Source organism: Salinicoccus halitifaciens (genome assembly GCF_021026095.1).
In the GTDB taxonomy this organism is placed as follows: Bacteria; Bacillota; Bacilli; order Staphylococcales; family Salinicoccaceae; genus Lacicoccus; species Lacicoccus halitifaciens.
This window is the reverse complement of the sequence record NZ_JAJNCU010000004.1, coordinates 81,676-96,195: the sequence shown is the minus strand read 5'-3', so window position 1 is coordinate 96,195 and position 14,520 is coordinate 81,676. Positions and strand designations below refer to the sequence as shown.

Below are 14,520 nucleotides of genomic sequence, written 5' to 3'. Positions count from 1 at the left end.
GCGGGTTTTCCTTTGTTGACTTTTATACCCTATGGGGGTATAATGAATATAACGAATAAGATAAGGCCGGTGATGAAGATGGAAGAAACATTGCATGACCATGCGGTAGTGCCGCGCACGGATGATGAAAAGGATAAAGTCCAAAAACGCCTGAGACGCATCGAGGGCCAGGTCCGGGGCCTCCAGAAGATGGTGGAAGAAGACCGTTACTGTGTGGACATCCTCATACAGATCAGCGCCATCCAGTCGGCGTTGAAGAATGTCGGCTATGAAGTGACGGAAAGGCATATGAAGCACTGTGTTGCGGATGCGATCGAGAAAGGTGAAGGCGACGATTCCATCGAAGAACTGATGGCCGTGCTGAAGCAGTTTTCAAAATAAGCGCGTGAAAGGAGGAGCGGCAAATGGCAGGTAAGGAGAATACGACATTGAATATAACGGGCATGACATGTGCATCCTGTTCAAGCAGGATTGAAAAGGTCCTGAACAAGATGGACGGTGTCGATGCCAAAGTCAACCTCGCAACCGAGCAGGCGTCGGTTGATTATGATAAGGACAACACCAATCTGTATGAGATCACGGACAGGATAGAGAACCTCGGCTTCGGTGTGCAGTACGACGAAGCGGAGTTTGATATTTCCGGGATGACGTGTGCGGCATGTTCCAACAGGATCGAAAAAGTGCTGAATAAGACGAGCGGCGTCTCCAATGCGACAGTCAACCTCGCAACCGAGAACGCCGTGATCGAGTACAATTCGAATGTGCTGACCGAAAGGGATCTGATCGACCGCATCGGCAATCTCGGGTACGGGGCAAAGGCAAAAGAGAGTGCCGAGTCCAGGGAAGAAAAGAAGGAAAAGGAATTATCGCGGCTGAAGTGGAAAGTCATCATATCGGCTCTGTTATCGCTGCCGCTTCTCGTGACGATGCTCGATCATCTGTTCGGCATCGCCCTGCCGGCGATATTCATGAACCCGTGGTTCCAGATGGCATTCGCGGCACCCGTGCAGTTTATATTGGGCTGGCAGTTTTACGTGGGGGCCTATAAGAGCCTGAAGAGCTTCAGTGCCAATATGGATGTGCTGGTCGCAATGGGTACGACCGCAGCATTCGGTTTCAGTCTGTTCGAGACATACAGATGGCTCACCGGTGCGACTGCCCATCCACACTTGTACTTTGAAACGAGTGCAATCATCATCACGCTGATTCTTTTCGGCAAATATTTGGAAGCCCGTGCGAAATCACAGACTTCCGGTGCGATCAAGGAACTGATGAACATGCAGGCGAAAGAAGCGAGGGTCATCAGGGACGGGGAAGAAGTGATGATCCCGGCAGCTGAGGTTGCGGTCGGTGATGCACTGATCGTAAAACCGGGTGAGAAGTTCCCGGTGGACGGCACAATCACCAAAGGCAGCACCTCTGTGGACGAATCCATGCTGACGGGGGAATCCATACCTGTCGAAAAAAACGTCGAAGATAAAGTGATCGGCTCGACGATCAACCAGAACGGCAACGTTGTCGTTGAAGCATCCCGTGTCGGAAAGGACACGGCGCTGCAGTCCATCATCAAAGTGGTGGAGGAGGCGCAGGGGAAGAAGGCCCCGATCCAGCGGATGGCGGATATCGTATCCGGATATTTCGTGCCGATCGTGATCGTCATTGCGATAGCGACTTTCCTGATCTGGTACTTCATCGCATCCCCCTACAATCTTGAACCGGCACTGATCGCATCGATCACGGTGCTCGTCATCGCCTGTCCATGTGCCCTCGGCCTTGCAACGCCGACTTCAATCATGGTCGGTACAGGCAAAGGTGCAGAGAACGGCATTTTATTCAAAGGCGGGGAGCATCTCGAAAAAACGCATAATCTGGATGCCATCATCCTGGATAAGACGGGGACCATCACAAAAGGGAGACCTGAAGTCACCGATTTCACAGGAGATGAAGATGCGCTTATGCTGCTTGCGGCTGCTGAAAAAGGGTCTGAACACCCGCTTGCTTCCGCAATCGTCGCCTACGCGACCGAGAAAGAAGTGGACATCCCTGAAGTGGAGGATTTCAAGGCGATACCGGGTCACGGTATTGAAGCGGTGGCAGGTTCGGACCGTATTCTCGTCGGCACGCGTAAACTGATGCAGGATCAGAGCATTGAAGTTGATGAATATGATGAAGAAATGACACAATATGAATATGAGGGCAAGACGGCGATGCTGGTGGCCGTAAATGAAAAAGTCCGGGGCATTGTCGCCGTACAGGATACAGTGAAAGATACGGCGAAAGAAGCGATCACAACGCTGAAGTCCCAGGGGCTTGAAGTCATCATGCTGACCGGCGACAACCGCCGCACGGCGGAAGCCATCGCAAGGGAAGTCGGCATTGATAAGGTGATCGCGGAAGTGCTTCCGGAAGAGAAGGCGGTACAGGTCAAAAAAGTGCAGGAAGAAGGCAAGTCCGTCGCGATGGTCGGGGACGGCGTGAATGATGCACCGGCACTGGTCACTGCAGATATCGGCATCGCAATCGGCACAGGTACGGAAGTGGCGATAGAGGCGGCTGACATCACCATTCTCGGCGGCGAGCTGACACTGATTCCAAAATCCATCAACCTGAGCCATAAGACGATCCGGAACATCAAGCAGAACCTGTTCTGGGCATTCGCCTACAACACGGCCGGCATTCCGATTGCTGCACTCGGCTTCCTTGCACCATGGGTGGCGGGCGCTGCAATGGCCTTCAGTTCGGTGAGTGTCGTGACGAATTCATTGAGGCTGAGAAGAGTTAAAGTTTAAATCAATCATATAATGGAGGATGATTTTATGAATACAACATCAATCAAAGTGGAAGGCATGACATGCGGCCACTGCAAGAGTGCAGTGGAAGGCGCACTCGGTAAACTGTCGGGCGTCGGCAAAGCCGAAGTGGACCTGTCGGCCAATGAAGTTTCCGTGGAATATGAAGAAGATAAAGTGACTGTTGAAGAAATGAACGAAGCGATTGAAGACCAGGGCTACGATGTAGTGAAATAATGGAAATGAGCCTGCATCTTTTAAGGATGCAGGCTTATTTTTATTTCATATCTGTTATAATTGAAGAAATATATTTGAATCGTTTAATCCGCGAAGGGGGAACTTCTTTTGATCGTTTTGATCATCATATTATTATTCACCTCGCTGTTCTTCTCCGGCAGTGAGACGGCACTGACCGCTGTCGATAAAGTGAAGCTGCAGGCCAAAGTGCAGGACGGGGATATGAAGGCAGCCAGATTGATGGGCATCGTCTCAAAGCCGAGTGAATTCATCACGACGATCCTGATCGGCAACAATATCTCCAATATCATCCTGCCGACGCTGGTGACGATCACAGCACTCGAGTATGGCTGGAACGTTGCGGTGGCCAGTGCCGTACTCACGGTCACCATCATTTTATTCGCTGAAGTCGTGCCGAAATCCATAGCTGCAGCTTTCCCTGAAAAGGTCTCCTACCTCGTCATGCCGGTCATAAGGCTGGTCATCATCGTCTTAAAGCCGGTGACGGTCATTCTGAATTTCCTGACGGATAATATCACCAAAATATTATCAAGAGGTGAACAGCCGGCCTGGACCGTCTCCAAGGATGAGCTCGTGAACCTGATTGATATTGCGAATGCGGAAGGTGTTTTAAAAGGCCGGGAAACGAACAGGATCAAAGGCATCCTCGATTTCCGGGATCTGAATGTCAAAGATATCATGTCGACACCGCGGACCGAGATGGATGCGATCAAGGTGGGCACCCCTTATGATGAAGTGGTGGATACGGTGGTGAACCTGATGCATACAAGGTATCCCATATACGGGGAGAACCTCGATGATATCATAGGCGTCTTCCACACGAAGTACCTTCTGAAATGGTCACTCCATCCGGAGAAGGATCTCCTGGATTTTTCGGATACGGATCCGCTGACTGTAAAGGAGTTTGACTCGGTGGAGAACGTCTTGAGGAAAATGACGAAAGAGAGGCGCCACCTCGCGATTGTACTGGATGAATACGGCGGTACCGAAGGGATCGTCACACATGAGGACATCATTGAAAACATGCTCGGCTTCGATATAGAGGACGAAACGGATGTCAGAAGTGATGCCCTTGTCGATAAAATGACGGAGGATGAAATCATCTGTGACGGAAGGATTACGCTGCACCGTCTGAACACCCAGTTCGATACGGAGATACCGGAGGAAGAAGATACTCTTTCAGGTTACCTTTTCAAGGAGTTCAATGATATCCCGGTGCAGGGGGATGTGTTCCGGAATGAAGAACTTGGTCTCAGGTTCGAAGTCATGGTGATGGAGAATCAGACGATCCGGACCATCCGGATCTTGAAGGAACAGCCTCAGGAACACGAAGAGGCAGATGGAAATTACAGGTGAACGAAAGCCCGGTGAAAACGGGCTTTTTATTATGCGCCGAATAGTGGTAAGATTAGTATTATTTGATCCAGGGGACATCATTATGAGAATATATGCATTTTTGTTAGGTTTTTTGATTGCGGTCAGCCGCTTTTTATATAAGGAAGATAAAGAGATCCAGGTGACGGAGCGGGAATTTTTCAGCGAGAGACTGCCTGAGGCATTTGACGGCTGCCGCATCGTCCATGTCTCCGACTACCATAATGGATGGTTCGGCTGGAGGGCGCGCCATTTATTGGATAAAGTCAGCGGGGCCGGCGGTGATGTGATCATGATGACCGGGGATGTCATCGACAGGCGGACCGCGAACCTCGGCAGGTCGAAATCGTTCATCCGGAGGCTCACGAAAATCGGTCCGGTCTATTATGTGACAGGGAACCATGAAGCCCATTATAAAAAATGGAAAAAACTGAAGAAGTATATAGAGAAGTCCGACATGATGAACTTGAGTGACACTTCGTTGCAGCTGGTGAAGGACGGGCAAACCATCAATGTGGTCGGCATGCCGGATCCGTGGTTCCTCGGGAACGAAGTATATTCCGATGTGAATCTGCGGTTCGATAAGCTGCTGAGGCATAGGATGGGGAACGTATCGGATGATTTCACCATCCTCATGTCCCACAGGCCGGAGCTGTTTTTGATATATACTAAATATGATATAGACCTCGTGCTCTCGGGCCACGCCCATGGCGGACAAATCCGCCTGCCGTTCGTCGGCGGGCTTTATTCGCCGCATCAGGGCATTTTGCCGAAGTACGCAGAAGGCATGCATAAGATGTACGGAACGACCTTGTCGGTCAGCAGGGGACTCGGCAACAGCAGATTTCCGTTCAGGGTGTTCAACCATCCTGAAATAGTGGTGCTGACTTTAAGGAAAAAATGATCAAGTGGGGTGTGGGGATTGCTGGAACAGCTGATATCATATGTGATCGTCGTCACCGTGCTTGCGATGGTGCCCGGTGCGGATATGATGATCATCATGAAGAATACACTTGCGCTGAACAGGCTTGCAGGCCGCATCACGCTCGCCGGCATCATTGCAGGGCACCTGTTCTGGCTCGTGATATCGGTGGTGGGGCTCGCTGTCATCATCGCCGGTTCACCGGTTTTGTTCAATGCGATCAAATACGCCGGAGCGCTGTACCTGATTTATATCGGTGTACAGAGCATGCGCGCAGGCGTGCTCGTCCCCCGGCAGTCACTTGAACATATCGACACCCTCAGTGCACCCGTCAGCCGCAGATCCCTGCAGCAGTCATTCAGGCAGGGGTTTGTTGCGAACTTGTTGAATCCGAAAGTGTTGATACTATATATGACGATCATCCCCCAATTTGTGGCTGGGAGCGGGGAGACGGCACTCGGCTATAATCAGCAGATTGTGCTGCTCGCACTGATACTGATCGGGATTTCAATCATATGGTTTCTGCTTGTCGTTGAAATGGTGAACCTTTTGAAGCGGTGGATGAAATCCTATGTATTTCAAAACTGGCTCAGCAAGGGCGCCGGCCTCATCATCATCCTGTTTGGCCTCCGGACGATATTTTTTGGGTGAGATGATAGGAGGCGCCATCGGCCAAGCGGTGATTCGTTTGGCCGGTAGACCGCCCCCATCGGCCAAGTGGGAATTCGTTTGGCCGATACCGACAAATCATACATATTTTGCAAATATTAAAGGCATGACCCGCTTCGGGTCATGCCTTTTTCTCGTTCCAAAAATCAATTGAAGAACACCATATCCGGTGCATCTTCTTCTGTGATTATTATTGTCTGTTTCAAATATTTTTCCATCTTGTTGAAATCGACTTCTGCACCGATTCCGGGCTTGTCACTCACCTGGACGACGCCTTGTTCGGCCACGACTTCAGGGGTGATGATGTCTTCTTCCCAGTAGCGGCTGGAGCTTGCGGTGTCACCCGGCAGGGTGAAGTTCGAGAGTGTGGTGATCGCGATGTTGTGTAATCTGCCGACACCCGCTTCAAGCATGCCGCCGCACCATAGTGGGATATCATGTTTGGCAGCAAGGTCATGGATCCTCTTCGACTGGGTGATGCCGCCGACGCGTCCGACTTTGACGTTGATGATTTCACAGCTGCCGAGTTCGATGGCCGCTGCAGCTGCCTGGAAGCTGTCAATGCTCTCATCCAGGCAGATCGGTGTCTTGATTTCCTTTTGCAGTTTCGCATGATCGACGATATCACCGGCAGCTAAGGGCTGTTCAATCATCATCAAATTGAATTCATCCAACGCTTTCAACAGCTCGATGTCATCAAGTGTATAGGCGGAATTGGCATCGACCATCAGCGGGATGTCCGGGAAGACCTCCCTGACCCTGCGGATCATCGAGACATCGCGGCCGGGTTTTATTTTAATCTTGATACGTTTATAGCCTTCGTCGACCTTCTCCTGGATTTTCTCAAGCAGCAGCTCATCCGTATCTTCAAGCCCAAGGGAGATGCCGACATCGACTTCAATCTTCCTGCCGCCGACGGCTTCGGCAAGCGTCATGTCATTCTCTTTAGCATACAAGTCCCACACGGCACCTTCAATGCCGGACTTGGCCATATTATTTTTTTTGAATGGGACGAAAAGTTTCCATACTTCATCAGGATGGCTGATTTCATTTTGGACGATGAGCGGTGCGAAGTATTTCTTCATGGCGATCAGGGCACTGTCCATGAACTCCTCCGAGTAGAGGGGATCCTCACCCGCGACACATTCGCCGAAGCCCGAAAGCCCATCATTATTCACCGCCTCGACGATCGTGATGTGCCTTTTCGTCTGGGTGCCGAAACTTGTGGTGAAGGGGTTCTTCATCTCCATTTCCAGTTCATGCAGTCTGATTTCTTTTATCTTCATTATTTTCCTCCTAAACGGGCCCAAAATCTATTGCAACAAGTACAATCAGATAAATAATCCCTAATGTATACCATATTAACACTAAAGGGAAAGCGAATTTAACCCATTTTACAAACGGTACACCAGCGATTGCAAGATTTGCCATCAGGACACCCGACAAAGGTGTGATGATATTGGTGAAACCGTCCCCCATCGTATAAGCCTGGACGGCGACCTGCCTTGGGAAATCCATTATATCCGCGAGTGGACCGAGTATCGGCATGACGATGGCAGCCTGTCCACTGCCGGAGGTGACGACAAGGTTGAAGAGCCCGTTCCCGAGGAACATCATGATTGCTCCCATTGTACTTGAAAATGGCTCCATCATGACAGCCATACCGTTGACCACAGTATCAAGAATTCTGCCATCCTCCAAAATTACGACGATGGAACGTGCCATACCTATGATCAAAGCTCCGTAGAGCACACCTTGCGCCCCCTGGATGAAGGAGCTGACCATGCTGTTGATATCAATGCGGCCGATGATGGCAGTGACGACCATGATGACGAGGAACACTGCCGCCATTTCCTGGAGGTTCCATTCAGCAACGAATACACCAGTGACATAGGATGCAATACCAAGGAACAAAGTGAGCAGGACGAGAATATGTACCGGCTCCATCTTCTGCTTTCCGACTGCCAAATCCTCTGCAGTTTCCCTTGGGAAAGGATTGTCTTTCAGGATACCGCTGTGCTGATCCTTTTTCAATTTCCTGGAGTACATGATGACGTAAATCATCGTGACAATCAAGGTGATGGCGTACATCACGCTTCGCTCGGGCGCGCCTGAAAAGAGGGGAATCCCTGCGATTTCCTGGGCAAACCCAATTGTCAGGGGATCAAGTATAGCCACTCCAAATCCAACATAAGCACCCAGATAAATGATGGATACACCGATGATTGCATCCATGCGCATCGATCTCGCCAGTATAATTCCAAGCGGGATGAAGGCGATGACGGCATTGACAATGATGCCGAGGGTACCGAACACAGAGAATACAAACATGATCATGACGATCAGCAGCCATTCCTTGTTCTCGGTCACTTTGATAATTTTTGTGACCATGGCATCAATGGCGCCTGTTTTTTCAATGACTGCAAACACTCCGCCGATGATCAGCACCAGAAATATCAGATCGGCAGTGGATACCAAGCCGGTGACGATGGCCTGGAATACATCGAGGAAGCCTGCAGGATTGGAATCGATGACGCTGAAGGTTCCCGGAACGATGACGTCTATCCCTTCTGCCGACTCCTCGGTCTGAAATTCCCCTGCGGGTATCAGGTAAGTCGCTATTGCAGCAAGTACAAGGAAGAAGAATAAAATCCCGTATGCATCGGGGAGCTTCAACCATCTGGACGTCTTTGTGCCTTTTCCTTTTTCATCAGGCATATTATCCCTCCGTATTGAATTTAAAATTGCATAAGTATATATTAAGTATAATAGTTTGATAATACAAATAATTTTGGAAAGGAATTTTTGATGAGTACTGAAAAAATTCTTGAAGTGTTCCACCATATCCATGAAAATCCGGAACTGAGCAATGAGGAGTACGAAACGACGGATTATATATTCGAGTATTTAAAAGGGGAAGGCTTCAATCCGGTGAAATTTAAAAATATCACCGGCTTATACTGCGACATGGGCACTTTTGATGGCAATCATCCGAAAATCGGCGTGCGTGCGGATATCGATGCACTTTATCAGGAAGTGGACGGGGTGAAGCGTGCGAATCATTCATGCGGCCATGATGCGCATACCGGCATGGTGGTCGGGGCGATGCTGAAGCTTAAAGATCATGAAGCTTTGGACTCACGGGGCGTGAGGTTCATCTTCCAGCCTGCCGAGGAACTCGGCACCGGGGCGCTTGCCGTTGCGGAGGAGGGGATCATAGAAGACTTGGATTACCTCTTCGGCATCCATCTCCGGCCGATAGAGGAGGCGGCGATGGGTGAAGCATCACCGAGCATCGAGCATGGCTCGGCCGCGACCCTCCAGTTCAGAATAGTCGGTGAGGATGCCCACGGCGCCCGTCCGCACCTGAACCATAATGCGATTGAGATTGGGGCGGATATCGTCAATATGCTCTCCAAGATCCATATCAACCCGGTCATCCCTTCATCAGTCAAGATGACGAAGTTCATCTCGGGCGGGAAATCCCTGAACATCATCCCCGGCATTGCAGAATGCGGCATCGACCTGCGCGCACAGACGAATGAAGAGATGGATAACCTGAAAAACCGCGTATTCAAAATACTGGAGTATGTCGAAGATTTTTACGGCGTATCCATTAAAGATCAGGAATTTTCAAGCATCGTCGCGAGTGAGAGCAATGAAGACGCGATACAGTTCTTAAGGGAAGGCATCATCGAAGCGCTGGGTGAAGAAAACCTGATGGAGCCGATCACGACGACCGGCGGGGATGATTTCCATTACTACACCGTGAAATACCCTGGACTGAAAGGGGCCATGATTGGGCTTGGGTGCAATCTGAAACCGGGCCTCCATCATCCGGATATGACATTCGATCATGATGCACTGGAAAACGGCTCTGAAATCATTTATCAGTCGATTTTAAAAGTGAAGTGATCAGCTTTAAAGGAAATGAAAAAGGGCCGGACATTTGATGTCCGGCCCAATCATGAGCATTAATTATGCCAATTTGCTTTCAACGTTTTCATTGTTTGTGACAATCAGGAAAACTGTGCCTCTGTCCATTTCAGACTCATAGTTCTCTGCTTCGTTTTCAGAGAAACCGATGCCTTCAAGCTGGGCTCTCAGCTGATCGCCTTTTTTGGTGAATGTGCCTTTCACTGCACCGGTGATGCCCATTTCGCTTGCACCGATTGTGCTCGCATCCGCATTTTTGGCAATGCGCTTCGTACGTTCATCGTCGTGTGAAATCACATAAATATCATCTTTGCTGATATCTTTCGATTGCAGTTTTTTAATGTCTTCCTGCAACTTTTCATCATCTTTATAACCTTTGATAAATGGTTTAGCCATAATTATCTCCTCCGATGTTTATTGTTGATTTCAAATCCAATATTAGTATTCCCATCATGGATATAATTAAACATCAGTATCCGGTTCAGACGATAAAAAAGAGCCCTCAGGCTCATTTAAATCAGATATTCCTGTGCTGATCAACATCATCCGTGTCCACCGGATCATTGAATGTTTTTGAAAGCTTGCGGTGATAGAGGAAGAGCACGACGATCGCCGCGATACCTGCAGTCAATACATTCAGTAAAGCGAGCAGTATCGCTACACCGATGTTACGGGTGTATGCATTGAATATGCCGATGAATATGATGGATTCCATAAGCAGGTAGGAAATCGCGATATCCCCGATGGACAGTCCGAGGAAATAAACGACAAGGCCTGTGATGGCGAAGATCAGCCCGAGATGTTTCGGGTTGAAGCTGCCTTTTTGAAAGACATTGCCGTCAAACTCCTGGCCGGCCACGTAAAAAGTCCCGAACGGTACAAATGAAAGCAACGGTATATCAAGATTCTTCCTTTCAGCTATCCTGAAGAGGAAATAACCCTGCAGCAGCCATTTGATCAGGCCAAGAGCGGCTATGAATATCAGTACGATGATGCCGAGGGCAACAAGTCCTGCAAACAAACCGAAAATTTCGATATGAATCACTCCTTTGCTCTAATTGTAACACGAATAAAACGGATAAAAAATTCGCAGGCACCGGATGAAAGCCCTTTTTCAGTAAATATTAATTTTATTGTATAAATATGCTTGAAAAAGAATTATTATAATGTTAGTATGTATATCATTACGATTCAAATCAAATAGTAGAGGTGTATTATATATGAGTGAAAAAGTGGTATTGGCTTATTCAGGTGGTTTAGATACAAGTGTTACAATCAAGTGGTTCATCGATAAAGGATTCGAAGTCGTCGCATTATGTCTGGATGTGGGTGAAGGGAAAGACCTGGACCACATCAAACAGAAGGCATTCGACATGGGTGCTTCCGAATGTTATGTACTGGACACTAAAGAAGAATTCGCGAATGAATTCGTAAGCTATGCAATTTACGGCAACTCCATGTATGAAGGCAAGTATCCATTGGTTTCCGCCCTCAGCAGACCGTTGATCTCCAAGAAGCTGGTTGAAGTGGCGCATGATGCAAATGCAGATTATGTGGCACACGGCTGTACAGGCAAAGGGAACGACCAGGTGCGTTTCGAAGTCGCCATCAAAGCGCTCGATCCAACAATCAAAGTGCTGGCACCTGTAAGGGAATGGACTTGGAGCCGTGAAGAGGAAATCGAATACGCGAAGGAAAATAACGTGCCGATCCCTGTGGATCTGGATTCACCATATTCAATCGATCAGAACTTATGGGGCAGAAGCAACGAGTGCGGTGTGCTTGAAAACCCTTGGAACCAGCCGCCTGAAGATGCTTATGATCTGACGGTCCATCCTACAGCTGCAAAGGATGAGCCGGAAGAGATCTTATTGACATTTGAAGCGGGCCTTCCGACTAAAATAAACGGCGTCAGCTACCAGCTGGATGACCTCATCCTGAAATTGAATGATATCGCCGGTGCACACGGTATTGGACGCATCGACCATGTGGAGAACAGACTGGTCGGCATCAAATCAAGGGAAATCTACGAAACACCGGGTGCGGCAGTGATCCTGACTGCGAAGCACGATCTCGAAACGATCACTTTGACGAAAGATATCGCACACTTCAGACCGATCATCGAACAGAAATATACGGAACAGATCTATAACGGTCTGTGGTTCTCGCCGCTCAGCGATTCATTGAGGAAGACGTTGAAAGATATGGCGAAGGACGTGAACGGGGATGTCCGTCTCGAACTTTATAAAGGCAATGTAATCGTCACAGGACGTCAGTCCGAGAACAGCCTCTACAATGAGAAGCTTGCGACTTACACTTCAGAAGACGCGTTCGACCAGGGCGCTTCAGTCGGCTTCATCGAAATCTTCGGCCTGCCGACGAAAGTCAAGGCAATGCTTGATAACGGAGTAAAGATTAATGACTAAGAAAGCCTGGGGAGGCAGGTTTTCAGGCGAGGCACTGGACTGGGTGGAAGAATTCAACGCTTCCATCCATTTCGATAAAGTGCTTCTCGACCTGGATATAAAAGGGAGCATCGCCCATGCGGAAATGCTCGCCAAGTGCGGCATCATCAGCGAAGAAGATAAGGACATCATCGTGGACGGCCTGCACAAAGTGAAAGAGGAAGCTGATAAAGGCAATATCGAATGGGACGTCACGCATGAAGACATCCATATGAATGTCGAACATGCCCTGACGCAAATCGTCGGTCCGGTCGGCGGCAAGCTCCACACCGGGCGCAGCAGGAATGATCAGATCGCGACGGATATGCACCTCTATGTAAAAGCGCGTGTCGAAGAGATCATCGAATCCATTGAAGAACTGCAGCGTACGATCATCAGGATTGCCGAAGAGAACATCCATGTGATCATGCCGGGCTATACGCATCTGCAAAGGGCCCAGCCGATTTTATTCTCCCATCATATGATGGCTTATTTCTGGATGTTCAACAGGGACAAGGCGCGCATGCAGGATGCTTTGAAGCGTATTGATGTCTCACCGCTCGGCGCAGGGGCGATCAGCGGAACGACGTTTGACATCGACAGGGAGATGACGCAGGAAGCCCTCGGCTTCAGCGACCTCTACCATAACAGCATGGATGCGGTCAGCGACAGGGATTACATCATCGAGACGTTGTCGAACATCAACCTCGTGATGATCCATATGTCGAGGATTTCTGAAGAAATCATTTTCTGGATGAGTGAAGAGGCGAAATTCGTCACTCTGAGCGATACATTCACAACGGGCAGTTCGATGATGCCCCAGAAGAAGAACCCGGATATGGCGGAACTCATCCGCGGGAAGACCGGGCGCACGACAGGTGCACTGATGTCCATGCTGATGCTGGTCAAGGGGCTGCCGCTCACATACAACAAAGACATGCAGGAGGATAAAGAAGGCCTCTTTGATGCCATCACCACCGTCCTCGGCTCGCTGAAGATCATGAACGGCATGATCGACACGATGAGCGTGAATGAGGAAAGGCTCGAACAGACGATCAATGAAGACTTCTCCAATGCAACCGAACTGGCGGATTATCTCGTTGAAAAGGATGTACCTTTCAGGGAGGCGCATGAAGTCGTCGGGAAGCTTGTGCTGAAGTGCATCAACAGCAGCCGGTACCTGAAAGATTTGAGCATCGATGAATTCAAGGAAGCGAACAGCCTGATCGAAGATGACATTTACGACGTATTATCACCTAAGACTGTCGTCGACCGCCGCGTGAGCTACGGCGGCACCGCCACCGAAGCGGTGAAGCAGCAGATCGGACTCGCAAAGACACTCATATAAAATTAATGTTCACCCATAGCGTATACCGCTGGCGGGTGGACATTTTTTTGTCCTTTTATGGCGGAGGAGTATCGGGGCTCTGTTCAGATGGGTCTGATAGTTCGTCTAACTAAACGCTTGGAGACCACTGATGTTTAGATGTCTCTGATATTTCTTCTAACTAAACGTTTGGGTGCCGCTGCCGTTTAGATGTCTCTGATATTTCGTCTAACTAAACGCTTGGAGGCCACTGCCGTTTAGATGTCTCTGATATTTCATATAACTAAACGTTTGGAGACCTTTACCGTTTAGATGTCTCTGATATTTCTTCTAACTAAACGTTTGGGTGCCACTGCCGTTTAGATGTCTCTGATATTTCACCTAACTAAACGTTTGAGCCGAGATATGACCGTAATCCATCCCCCCCGGAACATTATCCTGCCAGCTTCATCTAAGACATCTTCTGGCCGGGACACTCCGAAAAACATAAAATAAAAAAGACCGGCTTCTGCCGGTCCCAATCTCAAAATCTAATATCTGCGGTTATTTCTTTCGTTGATCTTATTGGCACTTCTGTATGCATCTATCACTGCAAACAACCATACGATCGGGAAGAAGATGTAACCGATGAGTATCGTCATTAAAAATCCGTTGATCGCCTGTATGATGATCAGCATGATGCCTTTGAAAAACTGGCCGTTGTATATTTGGCCGAGGCCGTTGATGAAGAAGCTTAAAACAGCAGCAACGCCTGCACTTTTTTGTGATGGCATATCTTTATTCCTCATTTCCTCTTTAAAT

The 14,520-nt window shown here is 48.9% G+C and carries 14 protein-coding genes; 9 read left to right on the top strand and 5 right to left on the bottom strand.

The features are described from left to right. Window positions 1-78 precede the first annotated feature (78 nt). From LPW40_RS09170 to LPW40_RS09145, 6 genes are all read left to right on the top strand, one after another. Window positions 79-381, top strand: coding sequence for a metal-sensing transcriptional repressor (locus tag LPW40_RS09170; RefSeq protein WP_230822112.1), 303 nt, complete (start codon window positions 79-81; stop codon window positions 379-381). A 23-nt stretch (window positions 382-404) separates the two neighbouring features. Then, window positions 405-2,789, top strand: a complete 2,385-nt coding sequence (locus LPW40_RS09165) for a heavy metal translocating P-type ATPase (protein WP_230821962.1) — start codon at window positions 405-407, stop codon at window positions 2,787-2,789. 27 nt (window positions 2,790-2,816) lie between these two features. Further along, on the top strand, window positions 2,817-3,026 hold the full coding sequence (gene copZ, locus LPW40_RS09160) for a copper chaperone CopZ (protein WP_097041243.1): 210 nt from the start codon (window positions 2,817-2,819) through the stop codon (window positions 3,024-3,026). Window positions 3,027-3,134: 108 nt separating this feature from the next. Continuing rightward, window positions 3,135-4,403, top strand: coding sequence for a hemolysin family protein (locus LPW40_RS09155; RefSeq protein WP_230821961.1), 1,269 nt, complete (start codon window positions 3,135-3,137; stop codon window positions 4,401-4,403). 100 nt (window positions 4,404-4,503) lie between these two features. Next, window positions 4,504-5,325 carry a metallophosphoesterase gene (locus LPW40_RS09150; RefSeq protein WP_230821960.1) on the top strand — a complete coding sequence of 274 codons (822 nt, stop codon included), beginning with the start codon at window positions 4,504-4,506 and terminating at the stop codon, window positions 5,323-5,325. A gap of 18 nt (window positions 5,326-5,343) precedes the next feature. Beyond that, window positions 5,344-5,994, top strand: a complete 651-nt coding sequence (locus LPW40_RS09145; protein ID WP_230821959.1) for a LysE family translocator — start codon at window positions 5,344-5,346, stop codon at window positions 5,992-5,994. A 164-nt stretch (window positions 5,995-6,158) separates the two neighbouring features. On the opposite strand, the gene menC is transcribed toward LPW40_RS09145, so the two are convergent. Together menC and LPW40_RS09135 are read right to left on the bottom strand one after the other, a co-directional pair. After that, on the bottom strand, window positions 6,159-7,298 hold the full coding sequence (menC, locus tag LPW40_RS09140; RefSeq protein ID WP_230821958.1) for an o-succinylbenzoate synthase: 1,140 nt from the start codon (window positions 7,296-7,298) through the stop codon (window positions 6,159-6,161). A 10-nt stretch (window positions 7,299-7,308) separates the two neighbouring features. Next, window positions 7,309-8,730, bottom strand: a complete 1,422-nt coding sequence (locus LPW40_RS09135; RefSeq protein WP_230821957.1) for a YfcC family protein — start codon at window positions 8,728-8,730, stop codon at window positions 7,309-7,311. 90 nt (window positions 8,731-8,820) lie between these two features. On the opposite strand from LPW40_RS09135, the gene LPW40_RS09130 reads away from it, so the two are divergent. Then, window positions 8,821-9,927: an amidohydrolase gene (locus tag LPW40_RS09130; protein ID WP_230821956.1), complete on the top strand. Its 1,107-nt coding sequence runs from the start codon at window positions 8,821-8,823 to the stop codon at window positions 9,925-9,927. A 63-nt stretch (window positions 9,928-9,990) separates the two neighbouring features. Here the strand turns inward: LPW40_RS09130 and LPW40_RS09125 are convergent, their stop codons facing one another. Together LPW40_RS09125 and LPW40_RS09120 are read right to left on the bottom strand one after the other, a co-directional pair. Continuing rightward, entirely contained in the window at window positions 9,991-10,344 is a 354-nt protein-coding gene (locus LPW40_RS09125) for a YflT domain-containing protein (protein ID WP_230821955.1), read from the bottom strand. A 121-nt stretch (window positions 10,345-10,465) separates the two neighbouring features. Further along, window positions 10,466-10,993 (bottom strand): hypothetical protein, encoded by a 528-nt coding sequence (locus LPW40_RS09120; RefSeq protein ID WP_230821954.1) that lies wholly within the window; start codon window positions 10,991-10,993, stop codon window positions 10,466-10,468. Between the two features lie 175 nt (window positions 10,994-11,168). On the opposite strand from LPW40_RS09120, the gene LPW40_RS09115 reads away from it, so the two are divergent. Both LPW40_RS09115 and argH read left to right on the top strand, forming a co-directional pair. Beyond that, a complete protein-coding gene (locus LPW40_RS09115) occupies window positions 11,169-12,374 on the top strand; it encodes an argininosuccinate synthase (RefSeq protein ID WP_230821953.1) in 1,206 nt (401 codons plus the stop codon). Continuing rightward, window positions 12,367-13,740, top strand: coding sequence for an argininosuccinate lyase (gene argH / locus LPW40_RS09110; protein ID WP_230821952.1), 1,374 nt, complete (start codon window positions 12,367-12,369; stop codon window positions 13,738-13,740). Before LPW40_RS09115 ends, argH begins: the two co-directional genes overlap by 8 nt. A gap of 509 nt (window positions 13,741-14,249) precedes the next feature. On the opposite strand, the gene LPW40_RS09105 is transcribed toward argH, so the two are convergent. Continuing rightward, window positions 14,250-14,492: a hypothetical protein gene (locus LPW40_RS09105; RefSeq protein ID WP_097041563.1), complete on the bottom strand. Its 243-nt coding sequence runs from the start codon at window positions 14,490-14,492 to the stop codon at window positions 14,250-14,252. Window positions 14,493-14,520 lie beyond the last annotated feature (28 nt).

What these genes read in the sequence shown, in the direction of transcription:
- LPW40_RS09170 (WP_230822112.1), top strand. Translation starts at nt 79, where the DNA reads ATGGAAGAAACATTGCATGACCATGCGGTAGTGCCGCGCACGGATGAT.
- LPW40_RS09165 (WP_230821962.1), top strand. Translation starts at nt 405, where the DNA reads ATGGCAGGTAAGGAGAATACGACATTGAATATAACGGGCATGACATGT.
- copZ (WP_097041243.1), top strand. Translation starts at nt 2,817, where the DNA reads ATGAATACAACATCAATCAAAGTGGAAGGCATGACATGCGGCCACTGC.
- menC (WP_230821958.1), bottom strand. Translation starts at nt 7,298, where the DNA reads ATGAAGATAAAAGAAATCAGACTGCATGAACTGGAAATGGAGATGAAG.
- LPW40_RS09135 (WP_230821957.1), bottom strand. Translation starts at nt 8,730, where the DNA reads ATGCCTGATGAAAAAGGAAAAGGCACAAAGACGTCCAGATGGTTGAAG.
- LPW40_RS09130 (WP_230821956.1), top strand. Translation starts at nt 8,821, where the DNA reads ATGAGTACTGAAAAAATTCTTGAAGTGTTCCACCATATCCATGAAAAT.
- LPW40_RS09125 (WP_230821955.1), bottom strand. Translation starts at nt 10,344, where the DNA reads ATGGCTAAACCATTTATCAAAGGTTATAAAGATGATGAAAAGTTGCAG.
- LPW40_RS09115 (WP_230821953.1), top strand. Translation starts at nt 11,169, where the DNA reads ATGAGTGAAAAAGTGGTATTGGCTTATTCAGGTGGTTTAGATACAAGT.
- argH (WP_230821952.1), top strand. Translation starts at nt 12,367, where the DNA reads ATGACTAAGAAAGCCTGGGGAGGCAGGTTTTCAGGCGAGGCACTGGAC.
- LPW40_RS09105 (WP_097041563.1), bottom strand. Translation starts at nt 14,492, where the DNA reads ATGCCATCACAAAAAAGTGCAGGCGTTGCTGCTGTTTTAAGCTTCTTC.